This is a genomic window from Streptantibioticus ferralitis (assembly GCF_029223525.1).
Classification (GTDB): Bacteria; Actinomycetota; Actinomycetes; order Streptomycetales; family Streptomycetaceae; genus Streptantibioticus_A; species Streptantibioticus_A ferralitis.
The window spans coordinates 1-19,238 of sequence record NZ_JARHTQ010000036.1 but is presented as its reverse complement, the minus strand read 5'-3'; the positions used below and the strand labels follow the sequence as shown (position 1 = coordinate 19,238).

21 protein-coding genes are annotated in these 19,238 nt (G+C 65.2%); 8 read left to right on the top strand and 13 right to left on the bottom strand.

The genetic code is table 11. The annotated features are described in order from the left end of the window. Positions 1-35 precede the first annotated feature (35 nt). Positions 36-1,658 carry a recombinase family protein gene (locus tag P2L57_RS34015; RefSeq protein ID WP_275821257.1) on the top strand — a complete coding sequence of 541 codons (1,623 nt, stop codon included), beginning with the start codon at positions 36-38 and terminating at the stop codon, positions 1,656-1,658. A gap of 200 nt (positions 1,659-1,858) precedes the next feature. On the opposite strand, the gene P2L57_RS34010 is transcribed toward P2L57_RS34015, so the two are convergent. The 6 genes from P2L57_RS34010 to P2L57_RS33985 form a co-directional block, all read right to left on the bottom strand. After that, entirely contained in the window at positions 1,859-3,244 is a 1,386-nt protein-coding gene (locus tag P2L57_RS34010) for a replication initiator (RefSeq protein WP_372516046.1), read from the bottom strand. Positions 3,245-3,444: 200 nt separating this feature from the next. Further along, a complete protein-coding gene (locus P2L57_RS34005; protein WP_275821255.1) occupies positions 3,445-3,630 on the bottom strand; it encodes a hypothetical protein in 186 nt (61 codons plus the stop codon). Continuing rightward, positions 3,627-4,961 (bottom strand): FtsK/SpoIIIE domain-containing protein, encoded by a 1,335-nt coding sequence (locus P2L57_RS34000; protein WP_275821253.1) that lies wholly within the window; start codon positions 4,959-4,961, stop codon positions 3,627-3,629. The genes P2L57_RS34005 and P2L57_RS34000 overlap by 4 nt, the downstream gene beginning before the upstream one ends. Then, positions 4,954-5,163, bottom strand: a complete 210-nt coding sequence (locus tag P2L57_RS33995; RefSeq protein ID WP_275821252.1) for a hypothetical protein — start codon at positions 5,161-5,163, stop codon at positions 4,954-4,956. The genes P2L57_RS34000 and P2L57_RS33995 overlap by 8 nt, the downstream gene beginning before the upstream one ends. Further along, the gene (locus P2L57_RS33990; protein WP_275821250.1) at positions 5,163-5,369 is read right to left on the bottom strand and encodes a hypothetical protein; all 207 of its coding nucleotides are present in this window, start codon (positions 5,367-5,369) and stop codon (positions 5,163-5,165) included. The genes P2L57_RS33995 and P2L57_RS33990 overlap by 1 nt, the downstream gene beginning before the upstream one ends. Continuing rightward, the gene (locus tag P2L57_RS33985) at positions 5,369-5,743 is read right to left on the bottom strand and encodes a hypothetical protein (protein WP_275821248.1); all 375 of its coding nucleotides are present in this window, start codon (positions 5,741-5,743) and stop codon (positions 5,369-5,371) included. Before P2L57_RS33985 ends, P2L57_RS33990 begins: the two co-directional genes overlap by 1 nt. A gap of 164 nt (positions 5,744-5,907) precedes the next feature. Here P2L57_RS33985 and P2L57_RS33980 point away from each other — a divergent pair, with 164 nt between their 5' ends. Next, positions 5,908-6,687: a GntR family transcriptional regulator gene (locus P2L57_RS33980; RefSeq protein ID WP_275821246.1), complete on the top strand. Its 780-nt coding sequence runs from the start codon at positions 5,908-5,910 to the stop codon at positions 6,685-6,687. Between the two features lie 805 nt (positions 6,688-7,492). Here P2L57_RS33980 and P2L57_RS33975 read toward each other — a convergent pair. From P2L57_RS33975 to P2L57_RS33960, 5 genes are all read right to left on the bottom strand, one after another. Beyond that, the gene (locus P2L57_RS33975) at positions 7,493-7,699 is read right to left on the bottom strand and encodes a hypothetical protein (RefSeq protein WP_275821244.1); all 207 of its coding nucleotides are present in this window, start codon (positions 7,697-7,699) and stop codon (positions 7,493-7,495) included. Positions 7,700-8,021: 322 nt separating this feature from the next. Continuing rightward, positions 8,022-8,420 (bottom strand): SH3 domain-containing protein, encoded by a 399-nt coding sequence (locus tag P2L57_RS40965; RefSeq protein WP_372516040.1) that lies wholly within the window; start codon positions 8,418-8,420, stop codon positions 8,022-8,024. Positions 8,421-8,465: 45 nt separating this feature from the next. Next, positions 8,466-8,801, bottom strand: a complete 336-nt coding sequence (locus P2L57_RS33970) for an SH3 domain-containing protein (protein WP_275821343.1) — start codon at positions 8,799-8,801, stop codon at positions 8,466-8,468. A gap of 124 nt (positions 8,802-8,925) precedes the next feature. After that, positions 8,926-9,354, bottom strand: coding sequence for an SH3 domain-containing protein (locus P2L57_RS33965; RefSeq protein ID WP_275821242.1), 429 nt, complete (start codon positions 9,352-9,354; stop codon positions 8,926-8,928). Between the two features lie 1,279 nt (positions 9,355-10,633). Beyond that, positions 10,634-11,965 carry a tetratricopeptide repeat protein gene (locus tag P2L57_RS33960; protein WP_275821240.1) on the bottom strand — a complete coding sequence of 444 codons (1,332 nt, stop codon included), beginning with the start codon at positions 11,963-11,965 and terminating at the stop codon, positions 10,634-10,636. 1,091 nt (positions 11,966-13,056) lie between these two features. Between P2L57_RS33960 and P2L57_RS33955 the strand changes: the two genes are divergently transcribed. The 3 genes from P2L57_RS33955 to P2L57_RS33945 are packed head-to-tail and all read left to right on the top strand — an operon-like array spanning position 13,057 to position 15,372. Beyond that, positions 13,057-13,284, top strand: coding sequence for a hypothetical protein (locus tag P2L57_RS33955; protein ID WP_275821238.1), 228 nt, complete (start codon positions 13,057-13,059; stop codon positions 13,282-13,284). 4 nt (positions 13,285-13,288) lie between these two features. After that, entirely contained in the window at positions 13,289-14,236 is a 948-nt protein-coding gene (gene tgmB, locus P2L57_RS33950) for an ATP-grasp ribosomal peptide maturase (RefSeq protein WP_275821236.1), read from the top strand. Next, positions 14,233-15,372 (top strand): methyltransferase domain-containing protein, encoded by a 1,140-nt coding sequence (locus tag P2L57_RS33945; RefSeq protein ID WP_275821234.1) that lies wholly within the window; start codon positions 14,233-14,235, stop codon positions 15,370-15,372. Before tgmB ends, P2L57_RS33945 begins: the two co-directional genes overlap by 4 nt. Positions 15,373-15,426: 54 nt before the next feature. On the opposite strand, the gene P2L57_RS33940 is transcribed toward P2L57_RS33945, so the two are convergent. Further along, a complete protein-coding gene (locus P2L57_RS33940; protein WP_275821232.1) occupies positions 15,427-15,684 on the bottom strand; it encodes a GntR family transcriptional regulator in 258 nt (85 codons plus the stop codon). A 328-nt stretch (positions 15,685-16,012) separates the two neighbouring features. Here P2L57_RS33940 and P2L57_RS33935 point away from each other — a divergent pair, with 328 nt between their 5' ends. The 3 genes from P2L57_RS33935 (at position 16,013) to P2L57_RS33925 (ending at position 17,491) form a co-directional block, all read left to right on the top strand. Further along, positions 16,013-16,192, top strand: a complete 180-nt coding sequence (locus tag P2L57_RS33935; RefSeq protein WP_275821230.1) for a hypothetical protein — start codon at positions 16,013-16,015, stop codon at positions 16,190-16,192. A gap of 208 nt (positions 16,193-16,400) precedes the next feature. Continuing rightward, positions 16,401-16,955 (top strand): peroxiredoxin, encoded by a 555-nt coding sequence (locus P2L57_RS33930; RefSeq protein WP_275821228.1) that lies wholly within the window; start codon positions 16,401-16,403, stop codon positions 16,953-16,955. A gap of 2 nt (positions 16,956-16,957) precedes the next feature. Then, positions 16,958-17,491 (top strand): alkyl hydroperoxide reductase, encoded by a 534-nt coding sequence (locus P2L57_RS33925; protein ID WP_275821225.1) that lies wholly within the window; start codon positions 16,958-16,960, stop codon positions 17,489-17,491. Positions 17,492-17,647: 156 nt separating this feature from the next. On the opposite strand, the gene P2L57_RS33920 is transcribed toward P2L57_RS33925, so the two are convergent. Beyond that, positions 17,648-19,033, bottom strand: a complete 1,386-nt coding sequence (locus P2L57_RS33920) for an AI-2E family transporter (protein WP_372516039.1) — start codon at positions 19,031-19,033, stop codon at positions 17,648-17,650. Positions 19,034-19,238: the final 205 nt, after the last annotated feature.

Genomic DNA, 19,238 nt, shown 5'->3' with positions numbered 1-19,238 from the left:
CCACTGGAACACCTTTTTTTCGGTAGGCTGTTGTCATGACCTCGACCAACCTGATGACCTGCATAGATGTTGCCGCTCGGGCGTTAGCCCTTGAGCAGGGACGGACACCTGTCGGGATCTACGTCCGCCTGTCTGAGGACAAGGCCCTACGCGCTGGCAGCGAAGGGCGCGAAGAGGGCGAGCAGGTAGCCGAGCAACGCCGCAGGCTCCACGAAGCAGCGCCCAACCTCGGATGCGTCATCGTCCGCGAGTACAACGACAACAACACTCCAGCCTCAGACCCGTTCATCGTCCGTCGCGACTTCGAACAGATGCTCAAAGACCTTGAGAGCGGCGAGATTCGAGGCTTTCTCTTCACGCACTCCGACCGCGTGGCCAGGTTGGAGTACGACGCCGCGCGCGTCAACCGCCTCTTCACGATGTTCCCCAGCTACGTCGGCCGCGCCCTCGACGGCGGTACCGATCTGAGCACCCAGGAAGGCCGAACCATGTTCATGGTGCAGGCCACCATGGGCGCCTACGAAGTCCACAACACCAAGCGGCGGGTCAGCGGCACGAACAAGTCCCGCGCCCTGAAAGGCAAGAAGCACGGAGGCCCACGCGCCTTCGGGTGGAACGAGGACGGGACCCTGCACCCCAAGGAATCCAAGGATCTCCTAGAGGCGGTACGGGCCATCCCTGGCGGCAAGTTGGTCGGCGAGGTTAGAAAAGAGTGGATCGACGAGGGGTACACCCCCAAGGCAAACAAGAGGTCCAGGGAAAGCGGGAACAACTGGACTCTTCAACACTCCACGGTCGAGGCTCGTCTGGTCAACCCCAGGAATTGCGGCTACGTGGTGTACATCCCGCAGCAACTACACCGAGAGTCATCACGCCTATGGCTCCCCGATCACGTCCTATATAAGGACGGTAAACCAGTTATCGGGGACTGGGAGGCCGCTTGCACTCCGGAAGAATGGGCCGCATGCGTAAGCGCTATTGAGACACGCAAGGAATCAAATCGGGAAGGCAACCCGAACCACGACACCTCACCAGCCTATTTCTTGACCGGAATCGCCCGGTGCGGAGAATGCTTCTTCCCAATGAGGGCATCCCTGTACACCAAAGGAACCGGAGCGTACGCCAAATACCGGTTCCGCTACCAGTGCAGGTCGTCTCTTGGCGGATGCGGAGGGGTTTCGCGGGTCGGGCCCCCCGTTGACGACCTCGTGGAGACCGCCTTCTTGGATGACCTACGGAAGCGGTTGAAGAAGTCCAAGGTCAAGGTAGAGGTAGTCGACCCAACCAAAAACGACGCCCGACTGAAGGAAATCGCTTGGGAGAAGGATCAAGTCAAGATCCGGCGCAACGAGAAGCGTATTTCCGTCATCGAAGCCATGGACGCCATCGAACACCTAGAAAAAGAGGAAGCGCAACTCGTCAAAGAGACGCGGCAATTGCAGGCCGCCAAGGCTAGGGCCACCATCGACACAGATGAGAAAATCCTGACGGAGTGGGTGGACTACACGACAAGCGAGAAGCGCGCCAGACTCAAGCACTCCATTCGCGCCGTCCTCATCCACCAGGTTGGACGGGGAAAGCGATTCGACCCAGCGTACATCGAAATCCTCTGGACGAAGGACGAGCAGAACACAGCCCCGAATACTCCTGCTACATAGCGCCGGGATGAATAAGGATGGACCCCTCACTGCGGCCGGGAACGAGGGGTCCATCCTTATTCATTCAGATACCCTAAAACCGAATAGCTTCAGCATCTCTCTGCACCATTGATCACTACGCTCCGGCGCCTTAGCTAGCTCACGCCTAAGCCATTCTTCCTTAGTCATGGGGCCGGGACGTTCATTCGACTCCTCCGGCATCAGAGATCAACCCCAACGCCAGGGCGCCCACTGCCGCCACCCGCAAACCTCGCTTCCTCACGCGCATGCTCACGATCCGCAGCAATCCCGCGCGCTATCTCGGCCTCGCCGGGCGTGTGGCCTGAGCCAACGAACCGCCAGACAGACTCCACATCAACGCCGTCCACCAGGCCGTCACCCTGCCCCCGGGACGTGTCGCCCAAATAGTCCGCCCGAGCCGCCCGAAGCGCCTTGTACGTCGTGCTGTAGGCCCGGCTTTTGGTGAGTACGTGGCCGCGGTAGCCGAGGGTGTGAGCCCATGCCCTGAGTCTCAGGTCGGCGAGTTCGGGTAGGCCGCCGAGACGCCAGCAGGTGAGCATCAGCGCCCGTAGGTGGGCGTGCACGGGCAGGAGTTGTATTTCCTCCAGCGAGCGAACGCGTTGGTCGGTGCCGCCCGCGTCGGATATGGATTTGCTGACGTACTTGGCGACGTAGGCCGCTACTGCTGAGTCGGATACCGCACCGTCGCCGACGAGCCCGCGGATTGGGTGGATATCGATCTGCGGGCCCCAGCGCAAGACCGGCTCACCCAGGGCATGCGTGTAGGGCGCGCGTACGTACGTCGTAGCCGCCGCCTGACGGATCGCCTCTTCCAGGAGGTCACCGGTAGCCCACGCGGGCGGGGGCGACCCAGGACCGTGCGGCCCGTCGAGGCGCACAACGGCATGGAAGTGGACAGCTCCCCGACGTTGGAATTCCGCGACTTTGGCGAAGCCCACCAGGACGTGCTCCCGCAAGCGGGAACGCGGTATGCCCGCCGAGGAGGCGAGTTGCCGCCGCGCCTCGGTGCAGAACCGGTTCCACAGCCGTCCGGCCATCGCGTGCCACAGGACGTGCCCCGGGTAGTCGTAGCAGGCGGGGCACAGCGGTTGGCCGACGTGGGGGTCGGTATCAGCGTGGTGCGCTCCGCAGTGGACCGGCCGCCCATGCGGGCACTGGCCCCCCTCACGGCGTGGATGGCAGCGCTCCCCCGCGCGATGGACAGCGCCGAAGGAGGGGGCAGTCAGGGTGACGAACAACCGTGGATGCCCGGCGACAGCGGTAGGCACGTGCTTGCCGCCGACCAGGCCGCTACGCACCAGGTGGAAGGTGTCGCCCGCGTGCAGTCGCGAGCAGGACGGGCACCGGGACTCACGGCGGTTTCGACACCGCACGGCGAGCCGACCGCCAGGTTCGTGGGATGTGTCGTAATGCTGGAGAACCGCGCCGGTAGCGTCACGGATGGTTTTCCGGCCGGATAGGTATATAGGGTGAGCGCACCCGCCGATGGCGTGGATTTGCTCCAGCCAGCGGGGGAAGCCAGGTTCATGGACGAGCCGGATAATATCCCGCTCTGTTTCTGTCAACGCGCGCAGGCGCTCAGCATTTGCCAGTGCCGAGCGCCGCGCGTCCGAGGTAGCCGGGTAGGCCACGGTGGACCCCTTCCACTAGGTACGAGCAGGTGAACGGACATGCCAGCGCTCCATATCTGATGCATCGTCAGTGATCTGTGAGAGTGGCGAGGCTATAGAGAGAAAGTCGAAGAAAGCCAAGGAGAGATGTTGCGCTAGGCCATCATGACCAGCATGTTCACTACCGCCACAACGGCATTTCCTATGGGTGTTAGGGCGAGGTAGAAACCGGCCAGTGCGATGATGACGAGTTGCCAGCCGCGCACGTCATTACCGCGCACCAGCATGATGGAGACGACCCAGAGGAAGATTTCGAAGAGGTAGATTTGGTTTTGGCTCATGCTGCACCCCCCTCCTTTTCGAAGGTCACCGCCGCCAGCGCGGGCAGGTCGGGAGTAAGCGCGGCGTACTCCTCGGCGACCTGTCGTGCCTCTTCGGTCGTGACGAGGACCGACCGGGCGCGTACCCACCGGCCGCCGATGGTGGCGACAGCGACGCCCTGTTCCTCTTCAGTGATCATTTGGGCCACCGCCACGGCGTCCGGGCTTAGGTCGCCCAGCGCCATTTCCGCTGACGCTTCGTCGTGCACGCGATGGACGATGCGCCCGCCGAGTTGGGCACGCAGCGCCGTGACCCTTGGCCCCATGTCGGAGCCCACCCGTTGACCAGCCACCACCAGGTGTACGCCCAGGGCTGCGCCGAGTTGCGCGAGGCGAAGCAGCAAGGTGGAGCACTGCTCAGACTGATCTCGCCCTTCCCGCGTGCCGTCCATCAGGTACAGCTCTGCCAGCTCATCCACGATCAAGACCACCGGTACCGGCCGCCGATCTTCCGGCAGTTCCCAGATGGAGCGGACCCCCGCCGACCAACACAGGGTCATCCGTTGCTGCACCTCGGTCACCAGGCCGGTAAGCACCCTCAGCGCCTCGGGTCGACTCGTAGCCAGCGCGGACAGCCGACGCCCGAAAAGGCCCAGTTCCATACCTCCTTTACAGTCGATGCCGACCAGTGCGACCGGTTGCGGCGCTATGGCCCGGATGAAGGCTGCGAGCAGCGTGGATTTCCCCGATTGGGTCGCGCCGACCACCAGCCAGTGGGGTATGCGTCGCAGGTTCAGCACCCACGGCCCGCCGTCGTCCACTCGCCCGACCCTCGCCACCAGCACGGGTCCAGCCGTCGGCGCCGCTACATCGCGCGCCGTGTCATCGAGCGTGTTGTGTGCGGTGATCGTGATGAGCACCTCACCACGTCGCGGACTGGTCACCCGCACCCCGTGCACCCGCCAGGCATGCTCCAGTGCCTGTGCGGCAGCGAGGAAAGGGCCGGGAGTCTGCCCCGGATGGATCCGAATCCGAACGACGACGCCGGTACGGGTGAGATGCGGCAGACCCAAGCGGGGAGGTGACTGCCGCAGGGCAACGCCACGCACCATGACGCCGTCAACCACCCGCGCAGTACTGCGCCGCGAGATGGACAGCCCGTTCAACAGGCAGACCTGACGCCACGTCACACGCATACGCACGGTCAAGACCGGATATTCCAGCAGCCACCAGCGCCACGGGATCTGTCGCGCCTCAGCCCACCGACTAGCGTGGGGTGCCCACCACTTGCGTGTCAGTGCGCCTACCGTCGCGGCGAGCAGCACCACCCACAGCAGCAGGTGATTAGTCATCCCCGCCACCCCCTTGGAGGCGAAGCCGGGCGCCGATCAACTGGGCACGCCGTGCGGCCTGTTCGGCAGTGACGCCGACCATACCCATCACGAATTCCAGCGTGGGCAGATCATCCACGGTGACCAGCAGCGACTTAGTACCGCTCAGCAGTTCCAGATCACGCAGCAGGTGACCGAAGGTGTCGTCATCCCCCAGGTACATCAGCACTCACTCCCTGTCGAGGTAGGCCCGACCGCCGCGGACCGGTACCAGTGCGCGCACGGCGCGGTGCAGGCGTAGACCGGGGCGCCCAGCGTGGACCGGCCGACCTGAACGTTGGCCACGGCCTCGAACCGTTCGCCGCACACCACGCACGCGAGCCCGGCAGCCTCCTCTGCGGACAGCAGAAGGACGATGGTTAAGGGCATCACTCGCCACCCTTTCGGGCAGCCGGAGCCGCCGCCGCGCTCCCACCGCTGGCAGCCGTGCCCCCAGCCGGGACGATCTGTTCCGCCCGCCAGGACGTTCCGCTCCTGCCGTCCACTGACCAGTCATTCGCCCACAGGTCGACCACCCGTACGCTCATGCCCTCCGCGATGCCCCGCGGCTGACCAGGCACAACCACATGGATCACGTCCGTACGCCGACCCGCCGCCTGCCGTACGGACAGCCCCACGATCCACTGTTCGCGCCCCTCCCTGTCTTTACGCGGCTCATCGGTAGTCGGGTCGACACGTCGTTCCGGCGCGATCACGCACATGAACTGACCCAGTCGCCCAGTGTCGATTGGCTTCTGTTGCATGGCACCTCAACTCCATCTTCTACCTTCGTACTTATTCGTATAAGTACGAGGACACTCATCGTGCGCTCTAGATAGGTAGCAGGTCAAGCACTTATCCTGTGACCGCTGAAGAGCCCTATAGCACCTACCACTGACAACCGCCGACGCCGAGACCAGGAGCCGAGATGGACAGCGGCATCACGCGACCGCAGCCGATGTACCTGCAACTTGCCGGACGAATCGCGCAGGCGATCCAACAAGGTGATCTGGAAGCGGGCAGCACCCTGCCCAGCGAGTCAGAGATGGTGAGCACCTACCGGGTCAGCCCGGCGACCGTGCGAGCTGCCGTCAACGAGCTACGAAATATGGGGCTGGTGATCAAGGCGCAGGGTCGGCGGACCACCGTCAAGGGCAGCCCGGCAGCACGAGCGATCCCGCGCACGGTCAGCCGCACCGGCACGCGGTACGAGCTGCCGGAGATGAAGGAGACGGAAGCGCCCGCGATCTCCCGCGTGACCCTCACCGGCACACCCGCCGAACTGCTGAACCAGCAGGGACAGCAAGCTATTTCCGTCGACCGCCTGTTGCGCGATCCGCTGACTGGCGAGCGCCTAACTCACCGCATGCTGATTCCGCTCCAGGTCGCCGCCGACGTCCCAGCACTGGCCACGACCCCTGACGCCCCCGTGCCCGAGCTGTACAAGCACCTGACGACCGCTGGGTTCACGATCGTGTGGGATGAGGAAGTAGGGGCGATGATGCCGACTCCCGACGAACGCATGGCGTTGGGACTCACCGACCCGCAGCCCCTATTGGTCTCCTATCGCGTCACCCTCGACGAGGCCACGCAACGCCCGCTGCTAGTCGAAGAGTTGCGCGTGTCCGCCGCTACAACCCGTCTCAGTTACCGCGTGACGCCTGTGAAGGCACCCACCAAGCGCCGCCCCGCCAAAGCTGCGGAGTAACTTTTCTCTACTTACTCAAGGGCACGCCTGCGGCGCGCCGGGCGGCCCTGCCGCCTCGGCCGGGCATGCGGCCTGACGGCCGGTCCCGTCCGGACGGCAACCGCCCGCGCACGCACCACGCCTTGAGCAGCAGAAAGCCCCCCGCCGCCAGCCGGGGGGGCATCCTTGTGCACCAGCAGCCGTCACCGGACACTGACGCGTCTACCGGGACCGCGAACTCCCGCCGCACCGAGCGCCGTTGGCAACCGCGCCGCCGCGTACGGGACCACTCCGCAGGCCGGCGCCCACGGTGCTCAACACGGTGGCGGAGATCGTGACGAGGCTGGTTGCGCGGCGTGGTACCAGGGACCTATAGCGGTCCCTGGACCCCGCCCGCTGGTCGGTGCCCTCCAGCGCGAAACCGCATCGTCCGGGTCAAGGCCCGTCCGCGCTGGAGAACACCGCCCCTTGGATGACGGTTGATGCCGATGGGGGTAGTGCGGCACCAATCGCGCCTGTCGACCCTCTACCCCGCCGCGGAACCCACGGTCAGTGGCTGAGCAGCGGGAAGGGGTAAGAGTTGTTCAGTTCATCGTCCGCCACCAGGCCGTGCCCCTGGCGTTCGGCCAGGTCAGCGCCTAGAGCACTGCCGCGCATGCCGCCGAGCCGCGCCAGCAGGAGAACCCCAGCCCCGCACGGGGATCGGACGAGGGCACGCCTCACAGCAGACCCGACGCCCCGTCACGTCGACCTCGACCCACACCCGCTTGCCTGTCCTTGTCATCCATGTCGTTCCCTTGGGTCGACCACGCATGATGCCCCTCCCTCACAGACATTCCGCTAAAGCCACCAGGACAGCCACGCAGAGCTGCACCGCCTCGACCGTCAAGACCACCAGCGGCTCACCGTCCGGACCAGTGCGCGGAAGTGCCCGAAACCGCTCGTCCTCCAGGCCCAAGCCGAGAAGCGCCATCACCTCGTTGAAATCCGACGCTACGGTATCTGCCTGCCGATAGCTGGTCACGTAGTCCACCCCACGTATCCACACAGAGTCATCAGCCGACTCGCCCGCGCCGCGTCCGTCACCGGGCGTGTCCATCACGTTCCACCTCCCGAAACCTGAGCCGTCCAGCCTCTCACGCCCCAGGCATATGCACTAGACCTTTGAATTCCCTTGTCACACAAGGGGACCGCCCACCGTGCACCCGCCCGGTAAACACTGACTACACATCAGAATTGGAAAGCGGCTGCACAGTAGGTAACTGGCGAATGGGAAACCAACCTAGCGGTATGTAACGCTACGGAAAAACGGAGGTGCCCCCTCCCGCCGACACAGGAGGGGGCACCGCAGGCGGTTACGAGCAGTCCGACGATGGAGCACCCGTTATCGGGTCAATGTAGGCATCGTTGACCCACCCCCACGTACCTGCGGGTAGACCACCGGCACTGTTCGCAGTCAGGTACACGTGGTACCACGACCCGGAGCAGCCCACCGGCTGAACCGTGTCCCCGTAGTAGAGAAGACCCTCCACCCCGTACCCGGTCCCCGGACCGGTCCTCAAGCGGACCCCATTCCCGGTGATGCCCCCAGGCCAGCCATGCGGCTCAGCAACCGCAGAGGGCGCGGCCGAGTGTGCCGGAGCCGCCGAGGCGGACGTCACGCCGACGCCCAGACCAGCCGCAGCCACCGCCGTCACGACCGCCAGCGCACCCAGACGACGCACGGCACGACCGGCGAACCAAGTAGAAGACATGCCTACTCCTTCGTTCCGTTTCTGATGACTGATCACTGCACGCGGTCACTCGCAGCCCGAAGGCAGCCCGCCGCCTATCGGCGAGCCCGCAAGCGGCTCCAGGTAGCTGCCGTACACCCACCCCGCAGCGCCCGAGCCCAGGCCGCCCGCACTGTCAGCGGCGAGATACACCCGATCCCAGCCCCCGCTGCACTGCGTGATGTCGACCGCGTCCCCGTAGTAGAGGAGCCCCTCCACGCCGTACCCAGTCCCCGGACCGGTCCGCAGCCGGACCCCATCAGCTGTGACCTGTGTGGCATAGCTACTCGCCGCCCGAGCCGCATGCGACGGAGCCGCCGAGGCAGACGTCACGCCCACACCCAGACCGGCCGCCGCCACCATCGTCACGACCGCCAACGCACCCAGACGACGACCAACGCGACCGGTAGAGCTTGCACGCATGTTGTTCTCTCTTCCTGATGACTGGCCAGATTGCTTGTCCGTGCGAGCGCGAGAGCCCCGGCGATCAGTCATGACCGCCGTACATCAGGCACTGGATCTGGCTATCCGACGGGCACGAAGGCTCACTGAGGTACGCCTCACTGACCCAGCCCGCGAAGCCGGAAGGCAGCCCGCCCGCACTGTCGTTGGCAAGCGTCACCTGGTCCCACTGCTGGCCGCCCGCATCCTGCGCGGTCGAAAGGATCTGCACCTGGTCACCGGCGTAGAGCTGCCCGAGGATGCCCGCACCGGTCCCCACGTCGTCACGCATCCGCAGACCGTCCACCGTGACTTGCGGAAGGACCACCGCAGCCGCCGCCGGACCCTCCACCCCGGATCCGTCAGCCGGAGTCGCAGCCGACGCCGAAGCCGCGCCGACACCCACACCAGCCACCGCCAGAACTCCGGCCACAGCCAGAGCCCGCACGCGCATACGCACACGCGTCATTGCCATCTGATTGCCCCTCAGATTTGCCGCGTGAGCACACCCTGACGGCTTGTCCGTCAGCACTCACGCGGAGGAGGCATCAGCATCAGCCCACTCCACCTCTTACGTCAAGCACTTATCCGTATAAGTTGGAGCCGCAAGAAAGCCCGACCAGGGCCGGAGCCTGGGACAGGCCCGAATGACCGCGTGTCAACAGCGCACCGTCCCAGCACCGCGCCCCCGCCAGCTCAGCGCGAGGGACGCCGCCGACTCCCGCGACGACCCTTTGCCCCGCCACGTTCTTGATGGGCACGGACCACAGCCGCCATAGCCACCCCACGGCTTGGCCACAGACCGGCAACCCCACCCGGAACCGCATGCCCAAGGTGACGCGCTTCCCAGCCCCGCACGCCACGGCCCGACAACGTGCGCACACGCCCCACGCTGCCGACCGTCTCACCGTGCAGCCGCACCAGCCAGTCACCGTCAAAGCTGCTCGCCAGCCGGACCAGTTGCCAGCCGCCCCCGAACTCATGCGCCATGTCCACCGTGCGCACCACCCGTTCGACAGGCCCAGCCGCCGCCGACTCCACCACGGCTACGGGCACCGATGTTTCGTCACGCGATGAAACCGTACGGCGAGCAGTCGCCGCCGCCGACGAGCCCATCCGCCCATCCTGCGCCCCAGCAACCACCACCCCCGACGTTTCGTCACACCGTGACGATTCAGCCGACGGGTGCGTAGGCAAGGAGGCGGAGCGGACGAGATCAACCACCTTCGCGGCGAGTTCCGCCAGGTCGTCAGCGTCACGACCGGCGCCACCAGGACCAACCTCGCCGCCCTCCGCCGCGCACACTGCCTGTTCGGCCCGCTCAGCGAACAACCCGACCAGCCGCCGAACCTCCCGCGCCAACTCCCCGCCACCTGCCGCAACCGACACGGCACCCGCAGCCGACGACTCCGGCCGGGACCGTCCAGCCCCAGCCACACGAGCGCGATACGCCCGAGCCTGACACGCGCGCGAGCAGTACACCGACGGACGTCCCGTTCGAGCCCGCACCCCCAACGGCCCGCCGCACACCGCGCACGCGCTACCCGACTCACCGGCCATGACCCACCCTCCCAAGTTTCGTCACACGTGACGTTACTTGGGGACGACCGCACCCGCCCTCAGGTTTCGTCACGCGTGATGAAACTGTGACCCCTCAGACCAGATCGAAGCCACCAAAGAGCCAGTGCCGCCTGATGAGTTGAGAGACGTAGTGATCAAAGGCCACGAAAGGACCACTCGTCGACGCCCCGTCATCAGAGTCGATCAGCCGGGACTCGCGCCCGCTCGTAGAGCTGTCGTGCAACCTTATTCTTTAGGTAGGGACGAATTCGAGCCCGCATATTGGCCATGCTTTGGTCGCATTGCCCCGACTGGACTAGCGGGTAAATTTCGACGGCTTTCCCCCACGTGTCACACGCGGCCTCAAGGTGACCAAGTTCTAGCTGTCGTTCAGCGAGCATGGATAGATACCGCACCCGATTTCGCCGGAACGAGTGATGACGTAGCCTGTCAGATTCTCCCAAGGCCGCGATGGAGCCGCGGATGTCACCCAACTCATATAGGACTTGACCAACGTGGTACGTGAGTGATGACGGGTTGTAAGAACCAAAAGTCTTCGATCGTGACTCGGCCTTCTCCATGGCCCGTTCGGCTTCTTTGAGGTACATAAGCGCCTTATGACGGTCGCCGGTTTGCGCCGCCGCATGGGCCTGTTGACCAGCGAGGAAGGCACGCATCCTAGGACCAGCGTTCGGAGACGCAGCGGCGGCAGCGTCAGCACGTCGCATAGCCTCTCGACCGTGCCCTAGGTCGACGGCTTGAACACTCATTCCCCGCAGTGTTGTGCAGTACGTCAGGTGATCTTCCGCCGCTCCGGCCAGCTCCAGCGCCTTGAGGTAATACTGTTGAGCCGTGCCGTGAACTCCCTCGTCCACCGCCATATACCCAGTGAGGTAGCACAAATCCGACGCAGCCGACATCATCGCTTTACGGACCGATTCGGAAGCATCCGCCCGCAGATAGGGGCTTACGGTATTCACGAGGAACGCAGCAGCCATGGGCCGCGCGTGCCGCCCGCCGAATTCGTCGTCAAGTTCAGACACCCGCTCGGTCATTGCGATGACCATCTCAACCTCGGGCATGCCTATATGTTGCGTCTGACCGGTCTGAACAGCGTCCATTCGGCCGACTACGTCCGTCCACCCGGGCACGGTGAGGGCAACAGAAAATAGACCCGCACCGAGGACGCTGCGGCGAGATGGGTCCATGTCTTGCCTCCCGAGATCGATCAGCCCCTCCACGGTACTTGGACGGCTGTTCGGTTGACCGGGAGGCGGAGGAAACCCCGCCTCGGAGTGCGTGATCGGACGGTGCAGCCTGCGGGACAGCGCTTCCAAGATCAGGGGTTGCACGTCCGCCTTGGGCATGTGCCCATTGAGCCACTGGTGAACGGAAGGTTCTCGGTACCGCAGTGGCGTTCCGCGCTCGGTGCCGATGCGGTTGACCTCTTGGGCAGCCTGGCGCAGCGTCCAGCCAGTCTCGCGGTACAGCCGCTCTAGAACTTTGTTCGGCTCAGGCGTGGTCACTGGCCCTCAACTCCCCGCGCTGCTGGCTCTCTTAAAGCTCTTAAGTCCTGCTGCTGTTGCCACGGTACCGCCGTGCGTAGTCGAGGGGTTGCCTAGAGCGAGCAGAGATCACCGAACAGGCGAAGGGCATGGCGACTATGGCGGAGCAGACCCCAGCCCCAGGAGTAGCCAGCAGGGGTGACAACCTGGCAAAGGCAGCGGTCAACGGGCATCAGTTCCGTCGGTTGCTACCGGCCGACGTAGCAGCGGAGCAGCGTAAGCGCTGGGAGCGCACGCCGGACAAAGTGTGGTTCTCCCCCCGGACCCCGTTACCGCCAGAGGTGCCGCGCGGGCCGTATGCAAGGCCAACGCGGGCGCTCGTCCGCAGCGTTGCAATCGGTTTGCGGAGGTTGACCGGTGAGCAGTGAAACCACGGCGACCGTAGCACCAGTAGAGGATTGCGACGTGTGCGCCGCACTGGCCCGGCAGCGCGAAGCAGCACGCCGGACGGGCAGCCCCGTTACGGCCCAGAGCTGCAATGCAGAGATCGCTAACCACCCGCACAGAAGGGCACGAGCGTGAGAACGAGCAATCCTGTCGCTCCACCCTCGCGGGCCATCGCACGAACCGTCGTGTTCGCCACGCCGGATGAAATCAGCGTTGGCACGGTGGTTTTTGATCACGCCTACGACATGCCCGGCAAGGTGCGAAGGGTGGACGGCCGGTACGTCGAGTTGGAGCGCCCCACGGGCTTTACCTGGCGGGTGCCCTTCCTAAGACTCCGGCGAGGTACCGAGCGGGAAGCACGGCAGTTGGAGGCGATTGGCAGGTTGCATGCCCTACGGCAGCGGGGACGGTCATGACCGCGGGCAAAAGCGCTGAGCACGCCGCCCGCAAAGCAACTAGTGAACTCCCGTCCCTGCCGGACGGACCGAACCGGCCTACCCCCTTCGCTGATTCGGGATCCCGGCAGGGGCGGGTACGAACGCCCGTCCGGCTTGTTCCTCCTGTTCGAGGCTGGGCGGGTACTACCCGTCCCGGTTGGGTGCACACGAGGCCACTCAGCCGGGGCGGGTCAGCAGAGGCACACAACCGAAAAGGAGAGTGCAGCAGTGAGCGCAACACTTTTAGTTCCCTTCGGAGTTCGCCACCTGATCTCGCCCCCTGAGGGGACCGAAGAGGATCCGGTTATCACCTACAGCGAGGCACTTCAACTGAACGTCTCCGCACAGGGCAACCCTTGGCACGCCCTTGCCGCGAACAAGCCGGAGACGAAGACCGAGACCAGCAACGGTGACGGCTCTACACCCGGCTCCGACAGCGGAACCGACCTGTACTAACCACATGAAAACCATCCTCATCCTTACCGGCCGGGACGATCTGACGGCCGATGCGGTGGTTGAGGAGCTGGGCAAGCGCGGTGAGAACGTCGTTCGCTACGACACGGCCGACTTTCCTACCGCTTCCCGCCTGGCCGTCTCCCTAACGGGGGATGGCTGGGCGGGCACCTTGACCAGCTCCCGGACGCTGGACCTCGAAACGGTCAAATCTGTTTGGTGGCGTCGCCCCAACGAATTCGTTACGCCTGAGGAATGGCCAGACCACGCGCGTGCATTCGCTCTATCCGAAGCGCGCGTTGGGGTATTGGGCGTTCTAGGCTCGCTCCCCGTGCGGTGGATCAACCATCCGGCCAACGAATCGGCCGCCAACTACAAACCCCGCCAACTGGCCGTAGCTGCTCGCGTCGGCCTAGACGTACCTAGGACCGTGATCACGTCAGACCCGGAGCACGCACGGGACTTCATCGGCAGTGATCAGGTGATCTACAAGGGACTTAGCGGTGGGATCCTCGGACCGGACGGCCGCAGAAAGTTCCTTCCCACAACGCTTGTGACCGCTGGGGAGATCGACGACAGCCTTTCGGGCACGACTCACCTGTTCCAAGAGCATGTTCCGAAGGCGTACGAGGTCCGGCTGACGGTCATCGGGGATCGCATGTTCCCGGTAGCTATCCACGCTGGAAGCGAACGGGCAAAACTGGACTGGCGCACCGATTACCGCTCGCTCACCTACGAGACGATAGAAATGCCCGCCTCCGTTGAGGAAGTGGTCCGACGCCTCATGGACGAACTTGGCTTGTTCTTCGGCGCACTAGACTTCGCCGTAACTCCGGACGGGCATTGGAAGTTCTTTGAGGTGAACCCTAACGGACAATGGCACTGGATTGCCGTAAAGGCCGGTTTGCCATTGGTATCCGTCATGGCTGACGCTCTGCAAGGAGAGAACGAGTGAGTTGGAAAGGCGCGGCAACAGCGCTTGCCGACGCGGTGACTACGAACGCGCCCGAGTGGCACGATGCGGTAAGCAACACTCCCCGGCATCACCTCGTACCCCGTTGGTGGCAGCGGATTCCGAACAGTCCAACGGAGGAATGGGAACTCGTCAGCCCGTCCCCGCTCTCTGCGGAACACACCGCCGCTGCATACCGGGACGAGACGCTTGTTACCAGGGTAGGCCCGGATCACGCCGACCACGCGAAGCCGGGGGGCAAGGCCGCGGGTAGCCCTACATCGTCGTCAACGTTGCCGGGACTCGTGGTGTCCATGCTTCATCACCTGGGCGCGGAACCGAGCCACCAGGTCCTAGACGTTGGTACCGGCTCCGGGTACTCCGCTGCCCTGCTTAGCCGCCGCATCGGAGACGAGCACGTGACGAGCGTGGACGTCGACCGGTACCTAGTTGAGATCGCCCGCGAACGCCTAGCCGAATTCGGCCGGAACCCGCGCATGGAAGCCATTGATGCCACGGGCAAACTCCCCGACGCCGCATACGACCGAATCGTTGCGACTGTCTCAGTCCGCCCCGTACCGGAAACCTGGCTGCGCGCACTCCGACCAGGGGGCAGGCTCGTGACAACCATCGCCCACACAGCACTGTTGATCACGGCCGACATGGGAGACGACGGAGTTGCACGGGGGACCGTTCAGCCGGACCCCGCTACGTTCATGGAAACCCGCCAAGAGGCCGACTACCCGCCGAAGTTGAACGACGTGTTCTCGGCAGCACGCGAAAGCGATGGGGACGACGTACGGCCAACCGACGGACCAATCCCGGACCTCTGGCAAGAATGGTCACTCCGTTGGCTGTACGAGCTGGAGACGCCCGGCATCGAGACGCGCGCCGCTTCGTATCCGGATGGACGCCGCGTGCTCTGGCTTCTCGCCGCCGACGGGTCATGGGCGCGCGGCGAAGACGGCTCAGCGCCTGCGGTACACCAGAGCGGCCCTCGCCGTCTGTGGGACGACCTAGAACGCGTACGTCGACGTTGGGAGAGCGCGGGCAAGTTCCCGCTACACCGAATGGCCGTTGAACTCACACCAGATGGCAGTAGGTTGACCGCCCCGGACGGCTGGACGTTCAAGCTCTGAGCCGTCACCCGAAGCCGCCCCGCCCACCCGCGTGCCCATCGCAGATGGGCGGGGCTACTTGGACTTTGCGCTCCGGTCCGCCACGTAAGAACCGCGCTGCGGCACTGTAAAGACGTACCCCTCCTCACGTAGGTAGCCGACAGCGTGCCGTGCAGTCTCGCGGGCGACCCCAAAGCGTTGGACCAATGCCGCCTCGGACGGAATCTTTCGGTTCACGACCAGAAGGCCGCTCTCAATGTCGGCAATGATCAGCGCCGCAATCTGCCGGTAGACCGGCGTCGGTGCGTCATGGTCGATCTCGCTTGCTGCCATAAGGGCAAAGGTAGACAACCAGCCATGTCTGCGCCTGGTGGCATACGTCTGCCTACCGATGTAGACGAGGGTAGACAAGATGGCTACTGTCAGGCACAAAGAAACCCCGACAGGCCGCGTAGGACCGGCCCGCCGGGGCTTGGAACGCCACCAGCTAGTAGGAGCTGACGACATGCGTGACACTATCGCTCGCGCCCTAACGTGGGTGCTGCGGATACTGTTGCCCGCCCAAGGCCGACACAGCGCGGGACACGTCTTAGCCCACCAGGCCTCGACAGCCCAGCCCGCTTACGTGATCTGCGGACCGACGCGGCCTATCCCTGCACACGTGCTGGCTCGAACCCTGCCCATTCCTGAGAGCACGCGCCCCCTCGTTCCCCTCTACATGGTGGTGTGGGAACGTGACTTCGAGCGACGACAGCAGCACGAGCGACGCCGGGCAGCAGCGGCAGCGAGCATGGGCCACGACTACCCGTACACCTATCCCGGAGCCCAGATGGCGGTATGAGCCCCGAGGCTCTAAGCCCACACCAGCCCGACGCCCCCGAGTGCCGCATCGGCCGGGGGCGTCGGCGTGATCACCGGCGATGGACTGCGATGCCCGCGATTGATCGGAGGATCCGATCAATCTTTCCCGGAGTGGCAATTTTTCTAGATCAATGAGTCTATGGCACGGTGGAGTCCGTCCAACCCACAAGATCATGGAGACATCACAGATGCTCACCGTTGGTGACAAGTTCCCCGCCTGGAAGCTGCTGGGCGTCGAAGGCCCGTCCGACGACAAGCTGGAGATCAAGGAGTACAGCTCGGAGGACAACAAGGGTTGGTCAGTGGTGTTCTTCTGGCCCAAGGACTTCACCTTCGTGTGCCCGACCGAGATCGCCGCGTTCGGCAAGCTGAACGACGAGTTCGCGGACCGCGACGCCCAGATCCTCGGCGTCTCCGGCGACTCGGAGTTCGTCCACCACGCCTGGCGCAAGGACCACAAGGACCTGCGCGACCTGCCGTTCCCGATGCTGGCCGACTCCAAGCACGAGCTGATGCAGGCGTGCGGCGTCGAGGGCGAGGACGGCTTCGCCCAGCGCGCGGTCTTCATCGTCGACCCGAACAACGAGATCCAGTTCACCATGGTGACCGCCGGGTCCGTCGGCCGTAACCCCAAGGAGGTCCTGCGGGTCCTCGACGCGCTGCAGACCGACGAGCTGTGCCCCTGCAACTGGAGCAAGGGCGAGGACACCCTCGACCCGGTCAAGCTGCTGGCCGGTGAGTGAACATGGCGCTCGATGAGCTGAAGTCACAGCTTCCGGAGTACGCCAAGGACCTGAAGCTGAACCTCGGTTCGGTGATCGGCAACAACGACGCGCTGTCCCAGCAGCAGCTGTGGGGCACCGTGCTCGCCTGCGCGATCGCCTCACGCAGCCCGATCGTGCTGCGTGAGCTGGAGCCCGAGGCCAAGGCCAACCTGAGCCCCGAGGCGTACACCGCCGCCAAGGCCGCGGCGGCCATCATGGCGATGAACAACGTCTACTACCGGACCCGGCACCTGCTGTCTGACCCGGAGTACGGCAACCTGCGTGCGGGCCTGCGGATGAACGTCATCGGCAACCCGGGCGTGGAGAAGGTCGACTTCGAGCTGTGGTCGCTCGCGGTCTCCGCCATCAACGGCTGCGGCATGTGCCTCGACTCGCACGAGCAGGTGCTGCGCAAGGCGGATGTCTCTCGCGAGACGATTCAGGAGGCGTTCAAGGTCGCGGCGGTCATCCAGGCCGTCGGGACGACGCTTGACGCCGAGGCGGACCTCGCCTGACGTACCCCGAAAACGGGGTCCGGGACCTTTCGGCCCCGGACCCCGTCTTCGCTTTGATTTCCAGGGGACTTCGTTTCCAGGGGACTTCGTCCACTGGGCCCCCTCAGGGGACCTCGTCCTCCAAGCCCCCCTGGGGGCTTCACCCGCTAACGCCCGTCAGGGGGCCTCGTCCGCCGGGGTTTCCTTTTGGACCGGCGCCACCTCCACCGCCGTGGAGCCGTGGGGGCCGGGCGCAGCCCTCAGCGCGGCCTCGTGGGCGTGGACGCGGAGGTAGCCGACCACCGTATTGGTCACCGCGACCAGCGGAACCGCGACCACCGCACCGCCGATCCCAGCGATCAGCGAACCCGCCGCGACCGCCAGCACCACCCCCAGCGGATGCACCCGCACCGCGCGCCCGAGGATGAACGGCTGCAGGATGTGGCCCTCTATCTGCTGCACGGCGAGCACCACCACCAGCACCATCAGCATGGTGAACGGCCCCTGGGTGACCAGCGCCACGATCATCGCCAGCGCACCCGAGGCCACCGCGCCGACCAGCGGGATGAACGCCCCGAGGAAGATCACCACGGCCAGCGGCACCGCCATCGGCACCCCGAGGAAGTAGATGCCGACACCGATGCAGACCGCGTCGATGAAGGCCACTATCACCGTGCCGCGCACATACAGCGTCAGCGTCCGCCAGGCGCGCGGACCGGCGCCCGCGATCCCTTCCCGGGCGTCCCGCGGAAAGAGCTTGAGCACCCAGTGCCAGACGTTCCGCCCGTCGTAGAGCAGGAACAGGGTGGAGAACATCGCCAGGAAGATCCCGGTGAACAGCTCGATCACCACGGTGACACCCTGCAGGCCCGCCGAGGTGATCTGTTCGGCGTTGGTGCCCACCGCGTGCTGGAGGTTCTTGGCGATCTGGTTGATCTGCGTCTCGGTCACATGGAACGGGGAGTGCAGCAGCCACTTCTTCAACTGCCCGATGCCGTCCTGGAGTTGCTGGGACAGCATGTCGGTGTTCTCCATGACCTGCCAGGCCACGAACCATCCCACCAGGCCCATGATCACGAAGCCGCCGATGAAGGTGACGGCGGTGGCCAGGCCGCGCGGCAGCCCCGCGCGCTTGAGCATGGCGACCGTCGGCTGCAGCAGCGCGGTGATCAGCAGCGAGCCGACGAAGGCGAGGACGACCAGTTGCACCGCGCTGATGACGCGCATCAGGACGTACAGGGCCCCCGCCAGGATCAGGAAGCGCCAGCCGACTTCGGCGGCGACCCGAACTCCCCAGGGGACCGCGCCGACGGGGTCGCGCGGCGCCGCGACCGCCGGGGCGTAGGACGGGGGCGGCGGTACGTAGTCGGCGTGCGGTTCCCGCTCCGCCGTGGGCCCGCCCCGCTCCGGTTCGCCCTCCTCGCCGGGCGCACCGGGGGTCACGGGGATGCCCTCCTCGCTCTCCACGGCCGCGCGGCGCTCTTGGAGGCGAACGGCGAATCCGGCCAGATTCGCGGCAAGGCCCGCCCTCCATCGGCGCATCTGCGACATTGCCTTCCCCATCCCCAGTACCGAACCCGTGAGGAGGACGACGTTACCCGGGCCGGTGGTTGCCTTGCGCACAAGCCCCCGACCGGTGAAGGCGAATTCCAGGGATCGTCGCAACACGTGATCACTGACGTGTGGTGGCGAGAAGTTTAGACAGACGCTCGGCTGGGGTTTCCCAGCCGAGCGTCTTGCGTGGGCGGCTGTTGAGTTCGGCGGCGGC